The sequence below is a fragment of the Corynebacterium sp. UMB10321 genome, assembly GCF_030228725.1.
GTDB lineage: Bacteria > Actinomycetota > Actinomycetes > Mycobacteriales > Mycobacteriaceae > Corynebacterium > Corynebacterium pseudogenitalium.
Map to the genome: position 1 here is coordinate 96,766 of NZ_JASOZC010000004.1, position 24,273 is coordinate 121,038.

Here is a 24,273-nt window from a genome sequence, read left to right on the forward strand (position 1 = left end):
AGACCATCTGAACACGGATCCACAAACTGACAGACATTTATTCAATCACAAAAATCTCCCTGAAAGTAGTCCACTACACCCCCACCACCACAAAACCACCACCACAACCCACAAAACCACACCCCACAACCCCCAAAAACCCCCTGACCAGCACCTTCACAAAACCTGTCAAAGTATGCAACAAAAACGTGATCTATCACACTCAAAACACCACTGCCACCAAACAGGGGGGACACATGTCAACGCATGAAGAACCATACGAAAAAACCCTGGCCTCCGAACCGGAGACCAGGGTGAACCTGTGGAGCATAGGAGAATCGAACTCCTGACATCCTGCTTGCAAAGCAGGTGCTCTACCAACTGAGCTAATGCCCCTTTTGTTCCTGTGGGCCTAGCAAGAATCGAACTTGCGACCTCATCGTTATCAGCGATGCGCTCTAACCGACTGAGCTATAGGCCCTGGGAACGAGAAGTAAGATTACCTACCACTATAACCTTTGACAAATCGCCAGTACAAGCGGTGTTTTTATAGTTGTTATAGCGGTAGGTATCTCACGGCTATCGCGCCCTGTTGGACATCACCAGGGTGACGCCGCCGACCAGGTCCGCGATGGCGTTGTAGAGCAACGCCGTCAGCGGGGCCATCACCGCGACGAACACCACGCCGATGAGCCCGAAGAGGCCTGCCGCGGACATGACCAGGGTGGCGTCGATAACTTGGTCGCCGCCGACGCCACTGACCAGCGAGTTCAAGGAGTCAATGACCCCAGTCTGCGCGAGGCCGTAGTAGACGATGGCCGCGCCTAGCATCCACGCGACGAAGCCGACGAGGGCGAGGATCGTCGCCACCTTAAACACGGAGGCGACACCCACGCGCCGCACCACTATCTTGCGGGCGGCCATGGTTTACTCCCCATCCTTCGTCGACGCGGAGATGGACGAGGAGGTCTGCTCCTTGGCTTCCTCAATCGTCTTCTCGCCCTTGGCAACCGCGGTTGCCTCCTCTTCGCCCTGCTCCTCGACGTTCTTGTCGATGGCCAGCAGCTCGACGTCATCCGCGAGGTCGACCAAGCGGACGCCCATCGTGGCGCGGGAGGACGGACGGATCTGGTTGACCTCGGTGCGGATCACGCCGCCGGCGGAGGTGATGGCGAAGATCTGGTCTTCCTCATCAACCGCCAGGGCGCCGATCAGCTTGCCGCGCTTCGGGGTGTACTTGAAGGTCATGACGCCCATGCCGCCGCGGCCCTGGGTGTTGTACTCCTCAATCGAGGTGCGCTTGCCGTAGCCGCCAGCGGTGGCGACGAGCAGGAACTCGCCGTCCTGGACCACGGTCATCGCGAGCAGCTTGTCGTCGCCGCGGAAGCGCATGCCCTTCACGCCGGCGGTTGCGCGGCCCATTGGGCGCAGCTGGTCGTCGTCAGCGGTGAAGCGGATTGCCTGGCCCTGCTCAGAGACGAGCAGCAGGTCGTCCTCCTCGCCGGCAAGCGCGGCGCCGATCAGGGCGTCGCCTTCGTTGAGGTTGATCGCGATGAGGCCCGCGGAACGCGCCGACTCGTAGTCGGTCAGGCGGGACTTCTTCACGCGGCCGTCGCGGGTAGCCAGCACCAGGTACGGGGCGTCCTCGTAGGACTGGATCTGGATGACCTGCGCGATGCGCTCCTCCGGCTGGAACTCCAGCAGGTTCGCCACGTGCTGGCCGCGGGCCGTGCGGCCCGCCTCCGGCAGCTCGTAGGCCTTGAGGCGGTAGACGCGGCCGAAGTTGGTGAAGAACAGGATCCAGTCGTGGGTGGAGCAGATGAAGAAGTGCTTCACCACGTCGTCCTGCTTCAGTTCCGCCCCGCGGACACCCTTGCCGCCGCGCTTCTGCGACTTGTACGCATCCACCTTCGTGCGCTTCGCGTATCCGGTGGAGGTGATGGTAACCACGACGTTCTCGCGCGCGATGAGGTCTTCCTCGGTCACATCGCCAGTCGCGGCCACGATCTGGGTGCGGCGCTCGTCGCCATACTTTTCGACGATCTCACGCAACTCGTTGCCAACGATCTCCCGCTGGCGCTCCGGACGGGCCAAGATGTCCTTGTAGTCGGCAATCTTGCGCTCGATCTCGGCCAGGTCGTCGACGATCTTCTGGCGCTCCAGCGCTGCCAGGCGGCGCAGCTGCATTGCCAGGATTTCGTTGGCCTGGATCTCGTCGACGTCGAGAAGCTTGATCAGGCCCTGGCGGGCGTCGTCAACCGTTGGCGAGCGACGAATCAGGGCGATGACCTCGTCCAACGCATCGAGGGCCTTGACCAGGCCGCGCAGGATGTGGGCGCGCTTCTCGGCCTCATCCAAGCGGAACTTGGTGCGGCGAACGATAACGTCGATCTGGTGCTCGACGTAGTAGCGCAGCATCTGGTCGAGGCGCAGCGTACGCGGCACGCCGTCGACGATGGAGAGCATGTTCGCGGAGAAGTTCGTCTCCAGCTGCGAGTGCTTGTACAGGTTATTGAGCACCACCCGAGGAACCGCGTCGCGCTTCAGCGTGACCACGATGCGCATGCCCACGCGGTCGGAGGACTCGTCCTCAATCTTGGAGATGCCCACCATCTTGCCCGCGGTAACCTGCTCCGCGATGTTGTGGATGAAGTTATCCGGGTTGACCTGGTACGGCAGCTCCGTAATCGTGATGACCTGGCGGTTGCCGATCTCCTCGATCTCGGTCACACCACGCATGCGGATCGAACCGCGGCCCGTGGTGTAGGCATCCTTGATGCCCTGATCGCCGACGATGAGGCCGGCCGTCGGAAAGTCCGGGCCCTTCACTCGCTCCATTACCGCGTCGAGCGCCGCCTGCTCATCCGCGTCATAGTTGTCGAGCATCCAGTAGATGGCCTCCGCCAGCTCGTTCAAGTTGTGCGGCGGGATGTTGGTGGCCATACCGACGGCGATACCGTTCGAGCCGTTCATCAGCAGGTTCGGCACACGCGATGGCAGCACGTCCGGCTCGCGGGTCTTGCCGTCGTAGTTCGGGGAGAACTCCACGGCGTCCTCGCGGATGTCGCGGACCATCTCCATCGCCAGCGGCGTCATCTTGCACTCGGTGTAACGCATGGCCGCTGGGCCGTCATTACCAGGGGAACCGAAGTTACCCTGGCCGTCCACCAGCGGGTAGCGCATCGCCCACGGCTGGGCCATGCGCACCAGCGTGTCATAAATCGCGCTGTCGCCGTGCGGGTGGAAGTTACCCATCGTGTCGGCGACAGGCTTGGCACTCTTCACGTACGAGCGCTCGGGGCGGTAGCCGTGGTCGTACATCGCGTAAATGATGCGGCGGTGCACCGGCTTCATGCCATCGCGGACATCCGGGAGCGCACGGCCGACGATCACGCTCATCGCGTAATCGATGTAGCTCGTCTGCATCTCCTCATTGATGTCAATGGGCTGGATGGCGTCGGAGCCGCCGCCACCTAGAGTGTCATCACTCATTGCTCACCTTTCGTCAAACATTGGTTCCTACCGATTCTAGCGCCTTGTGCACCGAATCACCCCTGCGCCGTGGTATCACTCTGATACCATCGCGGCATGGCCATGACGCTACGACTCAGCACAGACGAAGACACAGCACTCATCATGCTCGCCTCCGCATGGGGCTGCTCCAAGCAAGAGGCCGCCCGCCGCGCCATCGTCACCGCTGCCTCCCGCCTTCTTGACGACGCCACCATTACCAACCTCGCCCGCACCACCCTGCAGGAATACGCCCACACCGAACGCCGCATCCGGCAGGCCCGCGATGCGTAGCTTAAGCAGTGAGCAGCTGCTGGCCATCGCCGACGAATGCGCGCATATATATAAGGTGCGAATACGCTCCTTCGCCGCACTATGCGCCTGCGCTGCCGTCCCCGGCGCCCACCTCCACGGCGTGCCCGTCTACGACACCGCACACGCCGCCGCCCGCGGCCTCGCCGACACGATCCGGGCCCTGTGCCCCCTGACCGGAGCCAACGACGCCTTCGCTGACGTCGCCGGCACCACCTATTTGCGGTGGGTCGAGGAAGCGTAATCGCGTACTTTCTCCTACACTGGCAACTATTTACACGGACCATTAGAGAACACTTGGTGGAGGAACAATGAACGCTACAAAGTACACCGCTGTACTGGCAACCACCGCAGCGCTGATCGGCGCCGGCCTGGCCGCGCCGCAGCTGCGCGCGGAAGAGACCGCTGCTGCGTCTGATTCGGCGTCTGCGGCGTCTCAGTCTCAGGAGGCGCGCGAATGGCGCGACGCCGAAATCACCGCAGGCGACACCATCACCGTCGAACCGAGCGTCCCTCTCCCAGAGGGCGCCAAGGCCGTCGGCCCGACCAGCATCGACGGCTGGAAGCTGACCACCGACGAAAAGACGGGTGCCGTTACCATCGAGGCCGCACCGAAGCTGCGCCCCGGCCAGGGACTGCGCTACCGTGTCTTCGTCCTCTTTGCAGACAAATCCACGGCCACCTATGACACCGAGGTCACCGTCGTTCCCGGCGGAAACAACAACGCCAACACCGCCACGATCGAATACAAAGATTCGCTCGTCCAGCCGAAGGAGAGCGTCACCGTCACGCCTACCGGCAAGTTCCCGCAGGGTACGAAGTTCTACCTCAACAGCGACAAAATTGAGAAGTGGGACGTCAGCGTCGAGGAGGCCACCGGCGCCGTCACCGTCAAGGCCGGCGATATTGGATATGGTTCCTGGATCTCCATCCCAGTTCGCGCCGAGTTTCCCGACGGCTCCTCCGACGTCAAGCACGCCAAAGTATCCGTCGCCGACAAGCACGGCAACACCACCCCGTCATCCGACCGCCTCGCCGCGAAGCACACCCCGTCCTACCCAACGGAGCAGATCGCGGGCAACGAAACAGCCACCGTCAAGCAGACGGCTGAGCTGCCGGAAGGCACCACGTTCAAGATCGTCGGCGAGTCCAAGCTATGGGACCTGTCTATCGACGCCACCAACGGCACCATCACCGCGAAGCCAAAGGAGCCGCTCGCTGCCGGTGCAGTCGTGAATGTGCCTGTCATCGTCACCTACTCCGACGACTCCCAAGACTTCGTACAAGCCAAGGTCGAGGTGACCAAGGACCCCGTCTGGCAGTCCAGCAAGGCCAACGTCGATTATCCAGTGACCAATACGCCCGCTGATGAGACCGCCACCATCACTCCTGCACTCAAAGATGTGCCGGACGGCACCAAGTTCGCCATGAACGCAACGCCACCAACGGGATGGGAGATCAGCATTGAGCCATCGACCGGTGTGGTGACCGTCAAAACCCCAGAGGGCACCCGCGCAGGCACCCAGATCAACGTGCCTATCCGCGTCGAGTTCCCCGACGGTTCCCGCACCGTCACCAGCGCCGTCGTCCTCTTCGAGGCGCCAACCAATCCCGAGTCCGAAAAGTTCAAGGTGACCTACAAGGACGTGACCATCAAGGCCGGCGAGAACCACGTGTTCAAACCAGCTGAATCCCTGCCGACCGGTGCCATCGTCAACGGCCCGAAGAACCAGAGCGTCAACGGTGTGAAGGTCAATACCGACAAGGACGGCGCTGTCTCCGTTGAAGTACCAAGCCACGCCCGTGACTTCGACTTCACGGTTCCCCTCGAGATCTACTTCCGCGACGGCTCCAAGCAGGAGACGAAATTCCACGTCACCGTGAAGGCAAAGGAGACGACTACTCCGACGACCTCCACCAAGGAGTCCACGCCGACTTCGGAGGAGTCCGCGCCGCGGACAACCGACCCGGCGACTTCGGAAAAAACCACGGAACCGTCCACGCCACGGACAAGCGAAGAGGCTACGACGACGAAACCGACGACTTCGGACAAGACGACAGAGCCATCCACGTCTGAGGAGTCCACGCCGACTTCGGAGGAGTCCGCCCCGCGGACAACCGACCCGTCAACGACTACGCCGACGACTTCGGACAAGACGACCGAGCCGACCACGTCCGCGCCGCGGACAACCGAGAAGTCCACCACCCCGGAGACGACCACCCCGGCCACGTCGACTACCAAGGCAACGCCAACAACCAAGGCAACGACGACCACGAAGGAGTCCGCGCCGCGGACAAGCGAAGAGGCGTCGACAAGTGAGACGACTCCAACTACCTCGACGAAGCCTTCGAGGCCACTGTCTAAAACGACCAGGATCGAATACGCGCGCACGCCGGTGCACGCGGGTGACTCGGTGACGCTGAAGCCGAAGGGCGAATTCCCGGCGGGCACGAAGTTCAACGGGCCGAGCGGGTCGCAGCAAGGATGGTCCGCCACCACGAACAGTCAGACTGGTGAGATTCGAATTACTGCACCAGCGGACGCGACGGTTGGTACCACTGTGAGCTTCCCTGTCACCGTGGTCTTCCCAGACAAGTCAAGGCAGATTCACGAAGTCACCGTCTACGTAGAGCGCACCACCACGGCGCCGTCCACCAGCGAGCAGCCGACCAGCGAGCAGCCGACGAGCACCACGACGCCAGCAAAGCCGAAGGAGTCCCAGGCAGACAAGACCGACGTCGACTTTGAAAACCAGAAGGTGAACGCTGGCGGCACGATCGTGCAGCGCCCGAGCGGCGACGTTCCCGCAGGCACCAAGTTCACGGGCCCGAACGGTACGTACGACGGTTGGAAGTTCGCCACTGACCCGAGCACAGGTGAGGTCACCATCACTCCTCCGGCGGACGCGAAGCCTGGCGCTTCCATCGACTACACCGTCACCGCGACGTTCCCCGACTGGTCGACGAAGGACTACAAGCTGAAGGCCACGGTTGAGGGCGGAGTGGACGTCGATAAGGGTGGTGACACGGGCTCGAGCTCAGGCTCCAGCAGCTCCTCCTCGAACGAGGAGGGCTCGAGCACGGGTGCGACCATCGGCATCGTGGTTGGCGTGCTCGCGCTGCTCGGTCTGCTGGCCGGCGCGGCGAACTATGTGCTGCAGTACGTCGACATCAACGCGCTGCTTCGCTAACACCGTTCGCGCGGGGACGATATTCTAAGCACTATGAAGAAAATGAGTGCTATCGTCCTCGCCGGCGGGGTCGCGGCGTCGCTGATCGTCGCGCCGCAAGCCACCACCGCTCCATCGGGGTCCTCCGGATCCTCCAAACCGACGCCGGTGATCACGCCGACCGTCACCCCACCAAAGCAGCCACCGCTCGGCAGCGCATACACGGGCTCGGCGCCGGTCTCGCTGACCATCGCGGCGCTGCTCACCCTGCTGGTTGGCCAAGTAATTGTCGACGCCGTCCCCCCTCTGCGCGCAGCCGTCGATGACCTCGCGCGCCAGGCAGGACTCTCGGGCGTGATGGGATCCTCCCAGGGTAACCGTATTTTCGACTTCTCCAAGATCGACCTCAACGAGCTGCAGAAGATGCTGCCCAAGGTCTAAACCCCACCCCAAATATGTAACCGCTGTGACTCATGATAAGTTTGTTCCTGTTGTGGTTACAGTGTCCTGTGTGACTGCTGTGGCGGAAGAGCCGCAACGCTCAACGTAACAATGCGACCTGCCGGGGGGCAGGTCGCATTTGTCATACAATCAACGGCATGGAAACACCACAAGGACTCAACGCACTGCTGCACAATGGGCGCCGCCCAGGAATCGTCGACGCGCTCGCCGGAGTGGTCGACCAGACCGTCGCAGACCAAAGCGGACTCACCGGCATGGCGCTGCGCTCCGCAATCGCGGGCGTAAAGAAAGTCGACGCCCGGATCCTGCACAAAGGCATCAACACCGTACTCCCCCAGCTGCTCGAGCAGCTCAACCCCCGCTGGGAAGACTACAAAAACAGCGACCACGCCGCCTTTGGCGAATACCTCGCACAACACGAAGACGACGTGGTCACAGAACTCGTCTCACTCGGCGACAACCTCCGCGACTCCATGCCAGCCGGCGTACAGAAGATCTACGCCACCTTCCGCAGCAAGGCCGCCAAAATTGTGGGGCCTGCGTTGCCGCGGATCGGAGAGGTCGTCGAAAAGCAGATGGAAGGCTAGACGTCCAGGAAGCGGACGTCCTTCGCCTTGCGGGTGATGAAGGAGCGGCGAGCCGCCACATCATCGCCCATCAGGATGCTGAACAGCTCATCAGCGCGCTGGGCATCCTCCACATCAACGCGACGCAGAATACGGTGATCCCGGTCAAGCGTGGTCTCCCACAGCTCGCTCGGGTTCATCTCACCCAGACCCTTGTAGCGCTGGATGCCGTCATCCGTGTTGATCTTACGGCCGGCCTCCAGGCCCTCCGCGAGCAACTGGTCACGCTCCGCGTCGGAGAAGGCGTAGCCAGGCTCGCCCTTCGCCCACTTCAGCTTGTAGAGCGGCGGGTTCGCCAGATAGACGTGGCCCTCCTCGATGAGCTCCGGCATGAAGCGGAACAGCAGGGTGAGCAGCAGCGTCGCGATGTGCTGGCCGTCGACGTCAGCATCCGCCATCAGCACAATCTTGTGGTAGCGCAGCTTCGAAATGTCGAACTCTTCGTGAATACCCGTACCCAGCGCGGTGATGATCGCCTGGACCTCCGCGTTCTTCAACACGCGGTCCATGCGGGCCTTCTCCACGTTCAGGATCTTGCCGCGCAGCGGGAGAATCGCCTGGTACATCGAGTCGCGGCCCTGCTTCGCCGAACCACCTGCTGAGTCGCCCTCAACAATGAACAGCTCGGACAGCTTCGGGTCCTTCGAACGGCAGTCCGCCAACTTACCCGGCAGGCCACCCAAGTCCGTCGCCGACTTACGACGCACCAAGTCACGCGCCTTGCGCGCCGCCTGACGCGCCTGCGACGACGACACAGCCTTCGAAATAATGGCCTTCGCCTCCGCCGGGTTGGCATCAAACCAATCCGACAGATTCTCGTTCACGGCGCGCTGCACGAAGCCCTTCACCTCGGTATTGCCGAGCTTCGTCTTCGTCTGGCCCTCAAACTGCGGGTCCGCCACGCGGACAGACACCACGGCCGCGAGACCCTCACGGCAGTCATCACCAGTGAGGTTCGGCTCCTTGTCCTTCAGCAGCTTATGGTCACGCGCGTAGCGGTTCATCAGCGTGGTCAACGCCGCACGGAAACCCTCCTCGTGCGTACCGCCCTCATGCGTATTAATGGTGTTCGCGAACGTGTGCACAGACTCCTTAAACGAGCTGTTCCACTGCATCGCCACCTCAGCCTCAAGGCCGTCACCCTTCTGGTCAAAGCCCACGATCGTCGGGTGGATCGCCGTCTTCGACTTATTCAGGTAGTTGACGTAATCAATCAGGCCATCCGGGTAGTGGTACGTGACCTTCTTCTCGCGCTTCTTCGGGGCAGCAGATGTGTCACCCTCGGTGGCGTCGTCAAACGAGTCCGAGCCAACCGCAGCGGCCGTCTCACCCTCCTCCGCGATCGCCTCGAGCTCAAGCTCCTCCTCGGAGACGCGCTCATCCTTCAGCGTGATGGTCAGGCCCTTGTTCAGGAACGCCATCTCCTGCAGACGACGCGCGATCGTGTCCCACTTAAACTCCGTGGTCTCAAAAATCTCCGGGTCCGGCCAGAAACGAATCGCCGTACCCGTGCCGCGGGCATTGCCGCCCTCCTCCAGAGGCTCCGGCTGCGCGTCCACAAACCGCTGGTACCAGTGCTTGCCATCGCGCTTAATGTCCGCCTCCACGCGCGTGGACAGCGCGTTCACCACGGAAATACCCACACCGTGCAAGCCACCCGACACCGCGTACGACTCCGAGTCGAACTTACCGCCCGCGTGCAGCTGCGTCATCACGACCTGCACCGTCGGCGCACCAGACGGGTGCATCTCCACCGGAATACCACGACCATTATCGACGACCTCTACGCCGCCATCCGCGAGCAGAGTCACATCGACGCGATCGGCATAGCCCGCCATCGCCTCATCGACCGAGTTATCCACGACCTCCCACACCAAGTGGTGCAGGCCACGCTCACCGGTCGACCCAATGTACATACCTGGGCGCTTCCGGACGGCCTCAAGGCCCTCGAGGATAGTAATCGACGACGCGTCATAATGAGGTTGTTGATCAGCCACTGGAAAAGACGCTCCTCCTGAAAAATGTCATTAACCCGTCCCATCTTACACGTAAAACAGGACACCAAACCCCACGACTACCCGTACGTGTCCCTCGGACCCCGCCCCTTCACGTGCAGCGGACCATAGCGCCAACTCTTCACCCGCGGCCCATAAATGTGCAGCTTCCGGATCACATCCGGGCCCACCTTCTCCGCGATCGCGCGCAGCACCGTCGACTGCATGTACTTCAGCTGCGTCGCCCACGCCGTCGTCGTGCAGGTGATGAAGACCTCGCCATCCTTAATCATCTCCACCTTCGTATGCTCCGCGATCGTAGCGCCGACCAGGCCCTCCCAATTGCCCATCACCCAGCCATACGCCATGTTCTCCGTCCAATCGCGCTTCCGGATCTCCTTACCCAGCAGCGACGAAAACGACTTCACCTTGTAACTCCGCGGCAACGCCCGGCCATCCTTGCCCGTCGGACGGCCCCGCTCCAGCCACGGCCTGCGCTCCTCCTGCTCAAAGTGCAGCCCCGGCACCGTAATATCCTTCACCGGACGGCCCTTGCCCTGACTGCGGCGCGGCACCACGCTCACGCCCTGCTTCGACAAATCCGGCAACCGCCCGCCGCGCCGCTTCGCCGTGCGCCGCAGCTGATCAAAGGTGGTGCCCACCAAGTCACGCTCGCTCAATATGGGACACCCCCTCCTCCATCCGCACGTGATACCGCGCCGTCACCGCCCCATCCAAATTCCCCGGCAAATCATCCCCGACCGCCGCCGTAATCAGCACCTGCTCCGCCGACTCCGCCACGTGCACCAACCGCTCACGGCGCTTCGCGTCCAACTCCGCAAACACATCATCCAGAATCAGCACCGGATCCGTGCCCTCACCAGCCAACAACCGGTACTCCGCCAAGTGCAAACTCAGCGCAAACGACCACGTCTCCCCATGCGACGCATACCCCTTCGCCGGCTGCTGACCCAGCATCAACACCAAATCATCCCTATGCGGACCAACCAGCGTTGAGCCGCGCTCAATATCCTCTTTTCGACGCCTCCCCAACTCCGACAACATCGCCGCCTCCAACACCTGCGGATCCCTCGACGCCTCCCCCGTCAACTCCAACACCGCCCGATCCAACGTCGACGTGTACTCCACCGACGCCGCCCGCGACTCCGGCGCCACCGACGCATAGGACTCCGTGATGGGGTCGGAGAGGGCGTCGACAAGCAGAAGCCTGCCCGCCAGCACCTGCGCCCCATAGCGCGCCAACTGCGCATCCCACGCATCCAACGTACTCAACGCACCCGCGCCCGCCGCATCCCCATAACCGCGGCGCAACGCCATATTCTGCGAACGCAACAACGCATTACGCTGGCGCAACACCTTGTCATAATCCGCCTTCACCCCACCATGACGCGGCGTACGCACCGCCGCCAACGCATCCAAAAACCGGCGACGATCCCCCGGCTCCCCATTCACCAACCGCAAATCCTCCGGCGAAAACATCACCGTCCGCAGCACACCCAGCAGCTCACGCGCCGACTTCAACCGCGTCCTATTAATCTGCGCCTGATTCGCCCCACTCGCCTTAATCAGCACATGGGTGGTCAGCGCGCGCCCCTCATTCACCGTCGTCGCCGACACGCGCGCATCACTCGCCCCCGAATGAATCAGCGGAGCGTCCGTGGCCACCCGGTGACTCCCGAGCATCGACGTGTACCGCACCGCCTCCACAATGTTCGTCTTCCCGTGCCCATTGCGGCCCGAAAACACCGTGACGCCCGGCTCCAAATCCACATGCAACTCCCGCCACGAACGGAAATCACGCAGGTCAAGCTCCGAAACGTACATCGCGGTAAACTAGCCCGGCAGGCGAACCGGCATCAACAGATACGTGAAATTCGTCTCCGGCGTCGGGAACAACCCATCATCGCCCTTCTCCGGCAAGGACTCCGGCTCCGGAATCATAATCGCCGGACGCGACGACTCCGTAAACCCAAACACCGCACGATCCGTCCCAATCACCGACAAACCATCACGCAAATAACCAGCATTAAACGCAATCAGCAGCTCATCCTCCCCCACAAACTGCGCAGGAATCGACTCCGACGCCTCACCCGAATCAGCCCCCGACGCAAACAACGTCACCTGACCCTCCGAAAAATGCAACCTCAACTGTGCATTCCGATCCGCCACCAACGACACACGGCGAATCGCCTCCAACAACGGAGCCACCTCCACCGACGCCATCGACGTATGCGCCTTCGGCAACAACGGCTGCACATTCGGGAAATCCGCATCCAACATGCGCGTCGTCGTCTCACGATTGCCCGCATGCAAACCAAACAAGCCGTCCGCGCCCACATTATCGACGCCACCAACGGCAATCTGCACCGGCTCCTCCAACTGCGTATCCAACGTCCGCGCGTTATCCAACAACGTCTTCGCCGGCACCAACAGCTTCGCCTGCACCCCCTCACCAGCAGGCGACCACTCCAACGAACGCAACGCCAACCGGAAACGGTCCGTCGCCGTCAAGTGCAACGTCGAACCCTCCACCTCAATGTGGATACCGGTCAGCATCGGCAACGTGTCATCCTTACCCGCCGCGGCAGCCACCTGCATCACCGCACCACTCAGGTCCTCCGAACCGATCGTGCCCGTCACCTCAGGCAACTGCGGCAACTGCGGATAATCGTCCAACGGCATCAAAGGCAGCTCGAAGTGGGCGGAGCCGCCGTCGAGAAGCAACTTTGTGTCACTCGTAGAAACCTCAACCGGCTGATTCGGCATATTCGCAACAATGTCAGACAACAACTTGCCCGCCACCGCCACGCGACCAGGCGTATCCACCTCAGCCGCAATCCGCACCCGCGACGACACCTCATAATCGAAGCCCGCGAACTCCAAACCCTCATCCGACGCCGTAATCAACACCGCGCGAAGAATCGGCTGCGTGTTCTTCGTAGGCAACATCCGAGCAACCCACGCCACCGCGTCCGACAGGTCCTCCTTGTGCACGCGGAAGGAAACGTTGGAATTCAAGTTGTCTTGGATGTCCGCCATAGTGACACGGGCTCCTTGCAGTACGTAGAGATTCTTGTAATTACGTTCTCACTTTAGGCGGGGACGGGCTTTTTGTCATTCGAGTTTTCACACGCCTGGCTCATGGCTTTTTGGGGCGTTGGTCGTTTGTGCGCCGTTCTGCACAGCTCCCCTTTCTACTCTAGGAATTACAAGTAAAAACCTTGGGAACAACAATAAGTCCTGTGCAATCTGTGGAATTACATGAATTCGCCGTGGTCGGAGCGCGAAAACAGGGTGTGCAATTGCCTGTGGAAGAAATGTGGATAACTCTGAGCGCTTGTGGATAGATTTTCTGTCATTTGATCTGTGCACAACTCAGGAAGGGTTGTCCACTGGGGATTCACACGTTATCCACAAGGCCTGTGGTGTGTGATGTGGGTCTCTTTGTGGTGGGGGTCACTTAGGTGTTTTGCCCCTAAATGTGAATTACAGCGGTGTAATTACACAGGTGTGGATAAGTCTGTGGATGGATTTTTAGGGTGCGGGAGGTGGGAGTGCCAAATGTCGCAATCTGATATGGACTAGGTGTTCAAAGTGCCTGGCAGAAAAAGGGCTAGGCAAAAGTGGGTGCGTCTTTTGGCACTGAGAGACCAGGTGGGGCACCAAATTCCGGGATTTGGGGAGTCGGGCTTGTGTTTCCCCAGGTCGCTGGGGGTGCGTGAGGGAATTTGGTGCGGGCGACGCCGAGAGCGACGAAAGTTAGCGCAGGGTGCGGGCGCGGGCCTTGATGATTTGGGTCAGTTCCTGGATTTCGTCGTAGGTGCCGCGGTTCTCCGTCATCTCCTTGCGGATCTTGCGGTCCGCGTACATCACGGTGGTGTGGTCCTTGCCGCCGAACTCGTCGCCGATCTTGGGGAGGGAGAGTTCGGTGAGTTCGCGGCACAGGTACATCGCGATCTGGCGGGCGTGCGCCACCTGGCGGGTTTTACCTGCGCCGATGAGCTGGTCCATCGTGACGTTGAAGTACTCGGCGGCGTACTCCTTGATGGTGGAGGCGTTGATGTTGATGTCGCCTTCGTCGGGGAGGATGTCGCGAAGGGCGACTTGGGCGACGTCGAGGGTGATGGGCTCGTCGATAAGGGAAGAGTAGGCCGAGACCCTGATGAGGGCGCCCTCGAGCTCGCGGATCGACGACTCGAATTGTGAGGCGATGAGCTCGAGCACCTGGTGGTCGACCTGCGTGCCGTCGGCGGCCGCCTTCTTCATCAAGATGGCGATGCGGGTCTCCAGGTCTGGTGGCTGGACGTCGGTGATGAGGCCGCCTTCGAAGCGGGTGCGGAGGCGGTCCTCGAGGGTGGTGAGCTGCTTCGGCGGGCGGTCAGACGACAGGATGATCTGCTTATTCGCCTGGTGCAGCGCGTTGAAGGTGTGGAAGAACTCCTCCTGGGTACCTTCCTTGCCCTCGAGGAACTGGATGTCGTCGACCATCAGGATGTCGAGGTTGCGGTAGCGGCGCTTGAAGCTTTCTTGGCGGTCGTCGCGTACGGAGTTGATGTAGTCGTTCGTGAACTCCTCGGAGGAGACGTACTTGATGCGGAGGTTCGGCTGCAGGACCTGCGCGTAGTTGCCGGCGGCGTGCAGCAGGTGCGTCTTGCCGAGGCCCGAGCCACCCCAGATGAACAGGGGGTTGTAGGCGCGGGCCGGGTTCTCGGCGACGGCGACGGCGGCGCCGTTGGCGAAGCGGTTCGAGGAGCCGATGACGAAGTTCTCAAAGGTGTACTTCGGGTTCAGGCTGGTCTCGCGCTCAGGGTCGTGGGCAGGCTTTTCGCGGGGGATTCGCTTAGGGACGGTCGGGTGCGCCGGCGCCTGGTGTTGTTGCTGTTGGCGGGCGTGCATCTCGGCGAGTTCGTCGAGGCCCATTGGGATTTGCTCGCCGGGGGTCATGTGGGCCGGGTCGACAGCCTCGGGGACAGGTGGCGCTGAAGGTGCTTCCGGAGCTGAAGGTGCCTGGATCGAGACGGCGAGTGTGCAGTGTTTGCCCAGGTGGGAGGCCAGTAGCGCCGTGATGTGCGGCGCGAGGGACTGCTCCACGACCGTTTTTGCGGCGGCGTGGGGGGCGGAGAGGATGGCGTAGCCGTCGACAAGCATGACTGGGCGGACGAGCTGGAGGTAGGCGCGCTCTTGTGGGGTGAGCGTCGGGACCTGTGAGCTGGGCTGCGCGGACAGCGCCAGCAGGTCAGCGACGATGGTGCGCCATAGCGTTTCGATGTCTTGCTCTGCCAACGTCCCGCTTTCCTCCTAATCCGACATGTCATTTAGTGACGTTCGTCACAACTGTGGAATTTCACGTACATTCCACCGCTGTTTCACAGATTTTGTAATTCCAAAACCTGCGTCTCACCAGTATCTTCCACAGACCTATCCACACCTGTGGATAACTTCGGTGAGTAAGTTGTCCACAGTCTCTCCCCTCCCCTGTGGATAACTTTTCACGGAACTTTTACCGGCTGTGACCTGCTGTAATTACAAATTACGCCGCAAAGTCTCAACCTGTTGTTCACAGTTATCCACAGCGATGTGGAGAAAGAACGTGTGTAATTGTGGTGCTTTATCATTGTTACCCGGTGTGAGCTTGCAATGTCTAACAGCCCGCACGCCACAACCCTGTGGATAACTCGTTTCACGGATGTGATTCACAGGAAATCTCGAACATTGCGTACGCGTGTTGGGAAGTAATCGCGCGTCAGGCCGGTGATAGCGCGGCCCCCGGTGTTCGAAAATATGCAACCACCTGCGCGAAAGTACACCTTTGTAATTACGGGGGTAAACGAATGGACCTGCGCCCCACCCGGCGCAAAAGGCGGTGTGTCGATTTGAACAACCAGCGGTTTTTCGCGTAGTCTGGCGTAGTCTGTCACACTACGGGCGCGAAGCAACATGCCCACGGTGTGCTTGAGAGCACCATCTACGCAGTGCACCGGGCCGCCCACCCAGGGCGAGTCAGCGAAGGTGATGCATGCAGGTCAACGCGCACAACGCGCCGCGGCCGGGCAATCTCAACCTGAACATTGCAATTCCGGGACGGCTACTACCCCGGGAGGGAATGCGTCGCACACCGCGGCGGGTTCCCGCTGGCCGTCGTGACCTCTTATAAGGAGTCCACCGTGTCTAAGCGGACTTTCCAGCCAAACAACCGCCGTCGTTCACGCAAGCACGGCTTCCGTGCTCGCATGCGTACCCGCGCCGGCCGCGCAATCGTTTCCGCGCGCCGCAAGAAGGGCCGCGCAAGCCTGACGGCATAAACGCCGAAGCGCAGCGACATCGTGTTACCCCGCCCGCACAAACTCGCCTCATCTGCCGACTTCCGGCAGACCATGAGGAAGGGAGTGCGCGCGGGGTCTCGCACTTTAATCGTCCACGTCCGCTCCCGGGCCGACGACGCCGTCGCGCTGCACGGCGGGCCGCGCTTCGGACTGATCGTGTCCAAGCAGGTCGGTAACGCGGTGACCAGGCACGCGGTGTCTCGGAAACTGCGGCATGTGCTGCGAGGGGGCGTCGAGAAGCTGGAGCTGCACCACGACGTCGTGGTGAGAGCCCTGCCCGCCTCAGCCACCGCCACGAGCGCGCAACTCGCACACGACTACGACGCCGCGCTGCGCAAAGCCCTGGACAAATGGCGTACTACAACTTCCTAGGCCAACGCATCCCCGCACCACCAACCGCGGCCGCGCGGGCACTCGTGAAGGCCGTACGCTGCTACCAAAAGTACCTCTCACCCCTTAAGATGGGTGCGACGTGTCGTTTCATGCCAGTGTGCAGCGCCTACGCACTCGAAGCGGTCGCGCGACACGGTGCCATCAAAGGCACCCTGCTCAGCGTGGCCCGCGTCTGTAAATGTGGGCCCTGGCACCCCGGCGGGTTCGACCCAGTACCCGGCAGCGGTACGGACGCGTCCACAGGAACGACCACCAAGTAACCAACGAGGAGAAACACCCCAAAGTGCTGAATTTCATCTACTGGCCGATTTCTTGGGTGCTGTGGTTCTGGCACAAAGTATTCGGCTTCATCCTCTCGCCAGACTCGGCGTTGTCATGGATCCTGTCCATCGTCTTCCTCACCTTCACCCTGCGAACCCTGCTGGTCAAGCCCATGGTCAACCAAATGCGGTCCATGCGCAAGATGCAGGAAATGCAGCCGAAGATGCAGGAAATCCGCCAAAAATACAAGAACGACCAGCAGAAAATGGCGGAAGAGACGCAGAAGCTGTACAAGGAGATGGGTACCAACCCGCTCGCCTCGTGCATCGTCCCGCTGGCGCAGATGCCCGTGTTCATCGGCCTGTTCCACGTGCTGCGCTCCTTCAACCGCACCGGCACCGGCCCCAACCAGCTGGGACTGAGCGTTGAAGAAAACCGCAACCTGGCCAACTACGCGTTCTCCCCAGAAGACGTCCGCTCCTTCCTGGACGCCGACTTCTTCGGCGTGCCGCTCTCCGCGTACATGTCCATGCCAGAAGACGCCTTCGCGGCGTTCACCGGCCTGGACTTCACCCGCGCCAACATCATCATGGTGTGCCTGCCGCTCGTGCTCATCTCCGCGACGTTCACCCACCTCAACGCCCGGATGTCCATGAACCGTCAGGCCGCACGCCGCGCCGCCGGCAAGGTCAACTCCCCGTCCGGTGACAACGCCGCCATGATGGAACAGCAGATGCAGATGATGAACAAGATGATGCTCTGGGTCTTCCCGGTCATGATCATCGCGTCCGGCTTCCTGTGGCACATCGGCCTGCTGTTCTACATGCTGGCCAACAACGTGTGGACCTTCTTCCAGACCCGCATCGTCTTTGCCAAGATGGACGCCGAGGAAGAGGCCGAGGAACGCGCCAAGGCGGAAGCCAAGCGCGCCTCCGCTCCCGTTGTCGGTGCCCGCAAGGTGGACAAGCGCAGCAAGAAGCAGCGCAAGCAGCAAGGCAAGTAACCGGTAGCCCCCAGCCCCCAGCAAGTGTTTGCTGGGGGCGTTACTTTTACTAGAGTCGATGCCAGACTAAAAATTCAAAGGAGTACACAGCCGTGTCAGAACAGCCCACAGCAGCCGCCACCATCTTTGGCGATCGCCTGCCGCTCGCCGAGGCCTACCACGAATCGCTCGCCACAACCGCCGCCGAGCGCGGCTTCATCGGCCCCAAAGAAGTCAGCCGCCTGTGGGAACGGCACATCCTCAACTGTGCGGTGGTCTCCGAAGCACTTGACGACGCCACCACCGTCGCCGACATCGGCTCCGGCGCAGGGCTGCCCGGCATCCCACTGGCCATCGCCCGCCCCGACGTCTCCTTTACCCTCATCGAGCCGCTGCTGAAGCGCTCCACGTACCTCGCCGAGGTCAAAAACGAGTTGGGACTGGACAACGTTACCGTCGTCCGCGGCCGCGCCGAGGAACAGCCCGGCGGGCAGTTCGACGTGGTTACCTCCCGCGCCGTCGCACCCCTGGGCAAGCTGGCCGGCTGGAGCCTGCCACTGGTCCGCCACGGGGGCTCGATGTTGGCACTGAAAGGCGCTAGTGTTGCAGAAGAACTCGCACGCGACGCGCGGGCGATTAAGAAAGCCGGGGGGATCACGCCGAACATTTTCCAGGTTGGCGCCGACGTCCTCGACCAGCCGACCACCCTCATCCGAATCGTGCGGAAATAGCGGAAAGGAACACCACCAGCATGGACAACGCCACGCTGCAACGCCCCGCGCACACCCGCGTGTTCACCGTTGCGAACCAGAAGGGCGGCGTCGGCAAGACGACGACATCGGTGAACATGGCGTCGGCACTGAGCCGCCAAGGCATGCGCGTCCTCGTCATCGACCTGGACCCGCAGGGCAACGCCTCCACCGCGCTCGGCGCCGAGCACACCTCCGGCACCACCTCCAGCTACGAAGTCCTCATCGGCGAAGCAACGCCCGAGGAAGCACTGCAGGCGCACGCCAACAACGAGAACCTCTACTGCATCCCTGCCACCATCGACCTCGCCGGTGCCGAAATCGAGCTGGTGTCCATGGTGCGCCGCGAATACCGGCTGCACGACGCCATCCGGCGCGGCTTCCTCGAAGAACACAACTTCGACTACGTCTTCATCGACTGCCCGCCATCACTCGGGTTGCTCACCATCAACGCCATGACCGCCGTCGACGAAGTCATGATCCCCATCCAGTGCGAGTACTACGCGCTTGAGGGCGTCGGCCAGCTGCTCGGCAACATCGGCATGATCCGCGAGCACCTCAACCACAACCTGCACATCTCCGCGATCGTGCTCACCATGTACGACGCCCGCACGCGCCTCGCTGCGGACGTTGCCGGCGAAGTGCGCAACCAGTTCGGCGAAGTGGTGCTGCGCAACGTCATCCCGCGCTCCGTGAAGGTTTCCGAGGCGCCAGGCTACGGCCAAACCGTCATCGACTACGACCCACTCTCCAGCGGAGCGCTGGCCTACTACGACGCCGCCCGCGAACTGGCAACACGCGGCGACTACCAACCACACGCCACCACGGGGCCCATCGGCGTCAGCCCCCAGGTGGCCCAACAACTTGACGAGGGCGAGGAATAACCATGGCACAAGAGCGTAAAGGCGGCCTCGGCCGCGGACTAGCAGCACTCATCCCGCAGGCACCAGCCGCGACCGACAAAACCGGCAAAACCGGCGGCATCGGCGGCAAAGCCTCCGACGTGATCTTCGGCGCAGCCGGCGCCGCCGGGGCTTCCGGGGCTTCCGGGGCTTCCGGGGCTTCCGGTGGCGGCGACAAGCTTCCGCCGCGCGGAAAGCGGCCCAAGGTTGCGGGCGCGCCAACCGTCGGCGCCACGCCAGAGAACGTCATCCAGCCGGTGCCGGTCGGCGCGCGCTACCAGGAAATCGCGGTCGGGCAGATCATCCCGAACCCGAAGCAGCCCCGCCAGGTCTTCGACGAAGACGACCTTAACGAGCTGGTCCACTCCATCCGCGAGTTCGGCCTGCTGCAGCCCATCGTCGTCCGCGACACCCCAGAAGGCTTCGAGCTCATCATGGGCGAGCGCCGCTGGCGCGCCGCCTCCAAAGCCGGCCTGAAACACATCCCGGCCATCGTCCGCGAAACCTCCGACCAGGACATGCTTCGCGACGCCCTCCTGGAGAACATCCACCGCGTCCAACTCAACCCACTCGAAGAAGCCGCCGCCTACCAGCAGCTCCTCGAAGAGTTCGGCGTCACCCAGGAGCAACTCGCCGACAAACTCGGCCGCTCCCGCCCGGTGATCACCAACGCGATCCGTCTCCTGCGCCTCCCGGTGCCGGTGCAGCGCCGCGTCGCCGCCGGCGTGCTCTCCGCGGGCCACGCCCGCGCACTCCTCGGCCTCAAGCTCGGCAGCGACGCCCTGACCTCCAACGGCCAGACCCTGCTCGCCGAACGCATCGTCTCCGAGGGCTTAAGCGTCCGCGCCACCGAAGAAGCCGTCACGCTCATGAATAACGAAGGCGGCGTCCCACAAAAGAAACGCCGCGAACCCGTCCCCCAGCCCGAATACCTCACCCGGGCCGCCGACCAACTCGCCGACGAATGGGACACCAAAGTCTCCGTCACCATGGGCAAACGAAAAGGCAAAATCGTCGTCGAATTCGGCGACCGTCAGGACTTCGAGCGCATCATGGGCCTCATCCAGGGCACCGATTAACTACAGGTGCTCCTGGCGGAGCAAGTCCTGGAAAGAGTAGGTGCCTGTCGGCTGGTCATCAGAATCCAGCAAGTACAGGCGCTTCACCGCCACCACAATCGCCTCCGCGATCGCGTCACGCTGCTGCGGATCCGTCACCACCTCAACATCGTGCGGATTCGTGACATAGCCAGCCACGATCTCCACCGACGGCATCCGCGTCATCCGCAGCATCTCCCACGTCCGGGCATGATTCCAGCAATTCCGTAGCGACGTCCTCGCCGCAATCTCACGCTGAATATAGCCCGACAGCGTCTCCCCCGTCATCGACGACGTCCCGTTCTCCGAACCGAAGTAGAACGTCGCCACACCATTCGCCTTCTCATTGGCATAACGGTCTAACTGCAGGGAAATCACCAAGTCGGCGTCGAAGCCGTTCGCCAGATCGGCGCGCTCCTTACACGACGGATTATCACCACGCGGACGCGAAATAATCGTCTCCACACCAGCCGCAATCATGCGGCCCTCCACGCGCTGCGCCAAATCCCACAGGATCTCCTCCTCCGTGATCTGGCCGAAGGGGCCGTCGACAAGCGCGCCCTTATCCGCACCACCAAGATGCGGATCAATCACCACGCGTTTGCCCGCCAACTGCGGGCCAGCCGCGCGCACATGCTCACGCTCGCGAATCGCGTGCGCCGAACCGCCCGTAATCCGGCGGCCCAACAGACTCAACGCGTGCAACGTATCCGGGCCACACACCCCATCGTCTTCCAAGCCCGAATTCAGCTGGTAATTCATCACGGCCTCGTGCGTGCGCGGACCGAACCGCCCATCCACACGATCCGAATAAAACCCCAGCTCATGCAGCTGCGTCTGCAACTGCCCCACGTCGTCGCCCACCAACTCCTGATTCGGCTGGTACTGCAACACACGCGCCCCCAACGTATACGACGCCTCACGCAGCTCACGCAACGTCAAGTCATCGATAGCGCCAGTCGGCATAATTCCCCGCGACTGCTGAAATGCTTTCACGGACTCCGCCAAAGGGGCGTCGAAAAGCATCTCGTCGGGAGTGAACTGCCGCGAGTTGAAGTCCTCGATGTCCCCATCGAAGTCCTCCAACATGCCCAAACGCGCAAGCGTCGCACGCGCCTCGGCCACGCGAGCACTCGAATCACCTACGCGGAGAATGTCACCCACTGGGCACCTTTCTACAAAACCAACAATGCAGTCCATCCTACGACGGACAGCCTACAGATACGACTCAACCTTCTGGACGATCTGCGCCTTCGGGAGCGCCCCCACAAACTCATCCACCTTCTGGCCATCCTTGAAGATCAACACAGTCGGGATCGACATGACCTGGAACATCATTCCCAGCTCACGCTCCTCATCCACATTCACCTTCGCGACCTTCACCTTGCCATCCAGCTCAGACGCAATCTCATCCAACGTCGGCGACAACTTCCGGCACGGAGCGCACCACTCAGCCCAAAAATCCACCAACACCGGCGTCGAAGCCTCAACGACCTCAGCCTTAAACGTATTCTTCGTCACATCAACAGGTGCACTCATCGTTCCTCCTTGAACACAGTTCTTTCTATTCTAAAGCGCCGCAAGGAAATGCTGCGCATCCAACGCCGCCCGGCACCCCGAACCAGCCGCCGTAATCGCCTGACGATAGTGGTTATCCACCAAATCGCCACACGCAAACACGCCCGGCACGTTCGTGCGGGTCGAAGGGGCGTCGACAAGGACGTACCCACCCTCGTCCGTGGCCACCTGGCCTTCCAGGAACGCCGAACGCGGATCATGCCCGATCGCCACGAACAACGCCGTCGCGTCCAGCACCGACTCCTCGCCCGACTGCACGTTGCGCACCTTCAGGCCGCCAACCTTGCCATCCTTTTCGACGACCTCTTCGACCACCGAATGCGTAATAAACTCAATCTTCTCATTCGCCCGGGCGCGCTCCAACATAATCTGCGACGCGCGGAAGTTCTCCGAACGGTGAATAATGGAGACCTTCGACCCAAACTTGGTCAAAAACGTCGCTTCCTCCATCGCCGAATCCCCACCACCGACAACGGCAATGTGCTGATCCTTAAAGAAGAAGCCGTCACAGGTCGCGCACGTGGACACACCGCGACCCGTCAGCTCAGCCTCACCCGGAATGCCCAGGTGACGCGGTGCCGCACCAGTAGCGAGAATGACCGCGCGGGCCTGGTAGACGTCATCCCCCACGAACACCTTCTTCACGTCACCGGAGAGATCAACCTTGTCCACCAGCTCCGACTCCAGGCGCGCGCCGAACTTCTCCGCCTGCTCGCGCATCTGCATCATCAGATCCGGGCCCATCACCCCATCCTTGAAGCCAGGGAAGTTCTCCACCTCAGTGGTGTTCATCAGCTCGCCGCCGTACTCGTAACCCTCAAACACCAACGGGTTCAGCTCCGCACGCGCCGCGTACAGCGCCGCCGTGTACCCCGCCGGGCCCGAGCCGACAATAATCACGTCATGAATTTGTTCTGCTTGTTCGCTGGCCTCGTTGGTCATGGAAACTCCTCGTAGATTTGCTCTGTCAGGGGTGTAAACGTAGCCAGTCTACTGTTTGTTCCAGACGTGTGCTTGCGGGGAGTGCACCAGATTTCCGTCCGCGGGGTTGGCGACCTGGGGAAACGCCGAGCGTCCTGCTGGCACTAAGGGGAAAGCAGGAATTTGGTGTCTCCTTGATGGGACCCAGTGCCAAAAGACACACCCCTTGTTGCCTAGCCCTTTTGCGACCTGCAGGTATGTAGGTCGCGTTTTTTCGAATTGCGTCTTTTGTCACTCGCCCCGTTTCCTGGACACCAAATTCCCCCACGCGAAGCACGCGACCTGGGGAAACGCCTCGGGGATGGTCAAAATCCTGGAATGTGGTGCGAGTCCCCAGCGAGGAGCTAACAGACCTCTTCCATGTGCTCGAGCATCATGGCGCGAGCCCGGGCGCGGCGGGACTTCATGGTGCCGGGCTGGACGCCGCAGGTGTCGGCGGCGGACTGGAGCGACATGCCCATGATGTCGATGAGGAAGACAGCCTTCCGGTGCGCCTCCGGTACGACGCGCAGCGCGTCCTTGACAGCGATGAGGCGATCCAGGTTGGCGGTTGGGTCGTGGGCCAGGCGAGGATCCTTGTCCTGGGAGAGCTCATCGTTGTCGTCGAGGGACACGGTGTACTCGGCCTTGCGGCGGCGCTGGTGGTCCAAGCTTGCGTTGGCGACCAGCCGGTATAGCCAGGTAGACACCTTCGACTCGAAGCGGAAGCCATAAAGGTGGCGGGACGCCTTGAGCAGGGCGTCTTGGACGATGTCTTCGGCGTCGCACTCATTGCGTGAGTAGCGAAGGGCGACGCCGAGCATGTTGCGTTCGTGGCGCCGGACGATGAGGTTGAAGGCGTGGATGTCGCCTGCGATGTATTCGTGGACGAGTTGGTGGTCCGTTTTTCTGCGCATGATGCACCCTCCCATTGCTGATGCATCCAGTGTGATG

Annotated in this window: 23 protein-coding genes and 2 tRNA genes; 12 read left to right on the forward strand and 13 right to left on the reverse strand. The window is 61.8% G+C overall.

What is annotated here, in order from left to right; translation table 11 throughout:
* Positions 1-302: 302 nt before the first annotated feature.
* The 4 genes from QP752_RS05770 to gyrA form a co-directional block, all read right to left on the reverse strand.
* Positions 303-375, reverse strand: a tRNA-Ala gene (locus QP752_RS05770).
* Positions 376-386: 11 nt separating this feature from the next.
* Positions 387-460: transfer RNA gene (locus QP752_RS05775), tRNA-Ile, on the reverse strand.
* A 98-nt stretch (positions 461-558) separates the two neighbouring features.
* A complete protein-coding gene (locus QP752_RS05780; protein WP_070363368.1) occupies positions 559-903 on the reverse strand; it encodes a DUF3566 domain-containing protein in 345 nt (114 codons plus the stop codon).
* Between the two features lie 3 nt (positions 904-906).
* Positions 907-3,471 carry a DNA gyrase subunit A gene (gyrA, locus tag QP752_RS05785; protein WP_284804830.1) on the reverse strand — a complete coding sequence of 855 codons (2,565 nt, stop codon included), beginning with the start codon at positions 3,469-3,471 and terminating at the stop codon, positions 907-909.
* A gap of 96 nt (positions 3,472-3,567) precedes the next feature.
* Between gyrA and QP752_RS05790 the strand changes: the two genes are divergently transcribed.
* The 5 genes from QP752_RS05790 (at position 3,568) to QP752_RS05810 (ending at position 8,020) form a co-directional block, all read left to right on the forward strand.
* Positions 3,568-3,783 (forward strand): CopG family transcriptional regulator, encoded by a 216-nt coding sequence (locus QP752_RS05790; RefSeq protein ID WP_070363370.1) that lies wholly within the window; start codon positions 3,568-3,570, stop codon positions 3,781-3,783.
* Positions 3,776-4,045 carry a TetR family transcriptional regulator gene (locus tag QP752_RS05795; protein ID WP_070363371.1) on the forward strand — a complete coding sequence of 90 codons (270 nt, stop codon included), beginning with the start codon at positions 3,776-3,778 and terminating at the stop codon, positions 4,043-4,045. The genes QP752_RS05790 and QP752_RS05795 overlap by 8 nt, the downstream gene beginning before the upstream one ends.
* Before the next feature lie 67 nt (positions 4,046-4,112).
* A complete protein-coding gene (locus QP752_RS05800; protein ID WP_284804833.1) occupies positions 4,113-6,992 on the forward strand; it encodes a Rib/alpha-like domain-containing protein in 2,880 nt (959 codons plus the stop codon).
* Between the two features lie 33 nt (positions 6,993-7,025).
* Positions 7,026-7,412, forward strand: a complete 387-nt coding sequence (locus tag QP752_RS05805) for a hypothetical protein (RefSeq protein WP_252931816.1) — start codon at positions 7,026-7,028, stop codon at positions 7,410-7,412.
* 158 nt (positions 7,413-7,570) lie between these two features.
* Positions 7,571-8,020: a hypothetical protein gene (locus QP752_RS05810; protein ID WP_070478304.1), complete on the forward strand. Its 450-nt coding sequence runs from the start codon at positions 7,571-7,573 to the stop codon at positions 8,018-8,020.
* Here QP752_RS05810 and gyrB read toward each other — a convergent pair.
* The 5 genes from gyrB to dnaA all read right to left on the reverse strand — a co-directional run bounded on the left by gyrB (position 8,017) and on the right by dnaA (position 15,357).
* A complete protein-coding gene (gene gyrB, locus QP752_RS05815; RefSeq protein ID WP_070478306.1) occupies positions 8,017-10,056 on the reverse strand; it encodes a DNA topoisomerase (ATP-hydrolyzing) subunit B in 2,040 nt (679 codons plus the stop codon). The two genes, QP752_RS05810 and gyrB, sit on opposite strands and share 4 nt — an antisense overlap.
* A 77-nt stretch (positions 10,057-10,133) precedes the next feature.
* On the reverse strand, positions 10,134-10,736 hold the full coding sequence (locus tag QP752_RS05820) for a DciA family protein (RefSeq protein WP_256008437.1): 603 nt from the start codon (positions 10,734-10,736) through the stop codon (positions 10,134-10,136).
* The gene (gene recF / locus QP752_RS05825; protein ID WP_284804836.1) at positions 10,720-11,898 is read right to left on the reverse strand and encodes a DNA replication/repair protein RecF; all 1,179 of its coding nucleotides are present in this window, start codon (positions 11,896-11,898) and stop codon (positions 10,720-10,722) included. Before recF ends, QP752_RS05820 begins: the two co-directional genes overlap by 17 nt.
* A gap of 9 nt (positions 11,899-11,907) precedes the next feature.
* Complete coding sequence (dnaN, locus tag QP752_RS05830; RefSeq protein ID WP_177224269.1) at positions 11,908-13,113, reverse strand: DNA polymerase III subunit beta; 1,206 nt, start codon at positions 13,111-13,113, stop codon at positions 11,908-11,910.
* Positions 13,114-13,833: 720 nt separating this feature from the next.
* Positions 13,834-15,357: a chromosomal replication initiator protein DnaA gene (gene dnaA, locus QP752_RS05835; protein ID WP_284804837.1), complete on the reverse strand. Its 1,524-nt coding sequence runs from the start codon at positions 15,355-15,357 to the stop codon at positions 13,834-13,836.
* An 881-nt stretch (positions 15,358-16,238) separates the two neighbouring features.
* Between dnaA and rpmH the strand changes: the two genes are divergently transcribed.
* From rpmH to QP752_RS05870, 7 genes are all read left to right on the forward strand, one after another.
* Positions 16,239-16,376, forward strand: a complete 138-nt coding sequence (gene rpmH, locus QP752_RS05840) for a 50S ribosomal protein L34 (RefSeq protein WP_070478313.1) — start codon at positions 16,239-16,241, stop codon at positions 16,374-16,376.
* A 21-nt stretch (positions 16,377-16,397) separates the two neighbouring features.
* Positions 16,398-16,769 (forward strand): ribonuclease P protein component, encoded by a 372-nt coding sequence (gene rnpA / locus QP752_RS05845; protein WP_284804839.1) that lies wholly within the window; start codon positions 16,398-16,400, stop codon positions 16,767-16,769.
* Positions 16,748-17,050: a membrane protein insertion efficiency factor YidD gene (gene yidD / locus QP752_RS05850; RefSeq protein WP_071573183.1), complete on the forward strand. Its 303-nt coding sequence runs from the start codon at positions 16,748-16,750 to the stop codon at positions 17,048-17,050. Before rnpA ends, yidD begins: the two co-directional genes overlap by 22 nt.
* Positions 17,051-17,073: 23 nt before the next feature.
* Positions 17,074-18,054 (forward strand): membrane protein insertase YidC, encoded by a 981-nt coding sequence (yidC, locus tag QP752_RS05855; RefSeq protein ID WP_070363380.1) that lies wholly within the window; start codon positions 17,074-17,076, stop codon positions 18,052-18,054.
* A gap of 92 nt (positions 18,055-18,146) precedes the next feature.
* On the forward strand, positions 18,147-18,764 hold the full coding sequence (rsmG, locus tag QP752_RS05860) for a 16S rRNA (guanine(527)-N(7))-methyltransferase RsmG (protein ID WP_284804841.1): 618 nt from the start codon (positions 18,147-18,149) through the stop codon (positions 18,762-18,764).
* A gap of 20 nt (positions 18,765-18,784) precedes the next feature.
* Entirely contained in the window at positions 18,785-19,666 is an 882-nt protein-coding gene (locus tag QP752_RS05865) for a ParA family protein (RefSeq protein WP_070363382.1), read from the forward strand.
* A 2-nt stretch (positions 19,667-19,668) separates the two neighbouring features.
* On the forward strand, positions 19,669-20,763 hold the full coding sequence (locus tag QP752_RS05870) for a ParB/RepB/Spo0J family partition protein (RefSeq protein ID WP_284804843.1): 1,095 nt from the start codon (positions 19,669-19,671) through the stop codon (positions 20,761-20,763).
* Here the strand turns inward: QP752_RS05870 and QP752_RS05875 are convergent, their stop codons facing one another.
* The 4 genes from QP752_RS05875 to QP752_RS05890 form a co-directional block, all read right to left on the reverse strand.
* The gene (locus QP752_RS05875) at positions 20,764-21,945 is read right to left on the reverse strand and encodes an N-acetylmuramoyl-L-alanine amidase (RefSeq protein ID WP_284804844.1); all 1,182 of its coding nucleotides are present in this window, start codon (positions 21,943-21,945) and stop codon (positions 20,764-20,766) included.
* A gap of 51 nt (positions 21,946-21,996) precedes the next feature.
* Entirely contained in the window at positions 21,997-22,320 is a 324-nt protein-coding gene (trxA, locus tag QP752_RS05880) for a thioredoxin (RefSeq protein ID WP_070478319.1), read from the reverse strand.
* A gap of 30 nt (positions 22,321-22,350) precedes the next feature.
* Positions 22,351-23,301, reverse strand: a complete 951-nt coding sequence (gene trxB, locus QP752_RS05885; protein ID WP_284804845.1) for a thioredoxin-disulfide reductase — start codon at positions 23,299-23,301, stop codon at positions 22,351-22,353.
* 383 nt (positions 23,302-23,684) lie between these two features.
* The gene (locus tag QP752_RS05890) at positions 23,685-24,236 is read right to left on the reverse strand and encodes a sigma-70 family RNA polymerase sigma factor (protein WP_284804846.1); all 552 of its coding nucleotides are present in this window, start codon (positions 24,234-24,236) and stop codon (positions 23,685-23,687) included.
* Between the last annotated feature and the right edge of the window lie 37 nt (positions 24,237-24,273).

Excerpts from the sequence above, each read along its gene's own strand:
- QP752_RS05780 (WP_070363368.1), bottom strand. The coding sequence starts at position 903 with ATGGCCGCCCGCAAGATAGTGGTGCGGCGCGTGGGTGTCGCCTCCGTG.
- gyrA (WP_284804830.1), bottom strand. The coding sequence starts at position 3,471 with ATGAGTGATGACACTCTAGGTGGCGGCGGCTCCGACGCCATCCAGCCC.
- QP752_RS05790 (WP_070363370.1), top strand. The coding sequence starts at position 3,568 with ATGGCCATGACGCTACGACTCAGCACAGACGAAGACACAGCACTCATC.
- QP752_RS05795 (WP_070363371.1), top strand. The coding sequence starts at position 3,776 with ATGCGTAGCTTAAGCAGTGAGCAGCTGCTGGCCATCGCCGACGAATGC.
- QP752_RS05800 (WP_284804833.1), top strand. The coding sequence starts at position 4,113 with ATGAACGCTACAAAGTACACCGCTGTACTGGCAACCACCGCAGCGCTG.
- QP752_RS05805 (WP_252931816.1), top strand. The coding sequence starts at position 7,026 with ATGAAGAAAATGAGTGCTATCGTCCTCGCCGGCGGGGTCGCGGCGTCG.
- QP752_RS05810 (WP_070478304.1), top strand. The coding sequence starts at position 7,571 with ATGGAAACACCACAAGGACTCAACGCACTGCTGCACAATGGGCGCCGC.
- recF (WP_284804836.1), bottom strand. The coding sequence starts at position 11,898 with ATGTACGTTTCGGAGCTTGACCTGCGTGATTTCCGTTCGTGGCGGGAG.
- dnaN (WP_177224269.1), bottom strand. The coding sequence starts at position 13,113 with ATGGCGGACATCCAAGACAACTTGAATTCCAACGTTTCCTTCCGCGTG.
- yidD (WP_071573183.1), top strand. The coding sequence starts at position 16,748 with ATGGCGTACTACAACTTCCTAGGCCAACGCATCCCCGCACCACCAACC.
- QP752_RS05865 (WP_070363382.1), top strand. The coding sequence starts at position 18,785 with ATGGACAACGCCACGCTGCAACGCCCCGCGCACACCCGCGTGTTCACC.
- QP752_RS05870 (WP_284804843.1), top strand. The coding sequence starts at position 19,669 with ATGGCACAAGAGCGTAAAGGCGGCCTCGGCCGCGGACTAGCAGCACTC.
- trxA (WP_070478319.1), bottom strand. The coding sequence starts at position 22,320 with ATGAGTGCACCTGTTGATGTGACGAAGAATACGTTTAAGGCTGAGGTC.
- trxB (WP_284804845.1), bottom strand. The coding sequence starts at position 23,301 with ATGACCAACGAGGCCAGCGAACAAGCAGAACAAATTCATGACGTGATT.
- QP752_RS05890 (WP_284804846.1), bottom strand. The coding sequence starts at position 24,236 with ATGCGCAGAAAAACGGACCACCAACTCGTCCACGAATACATCGCAGGC.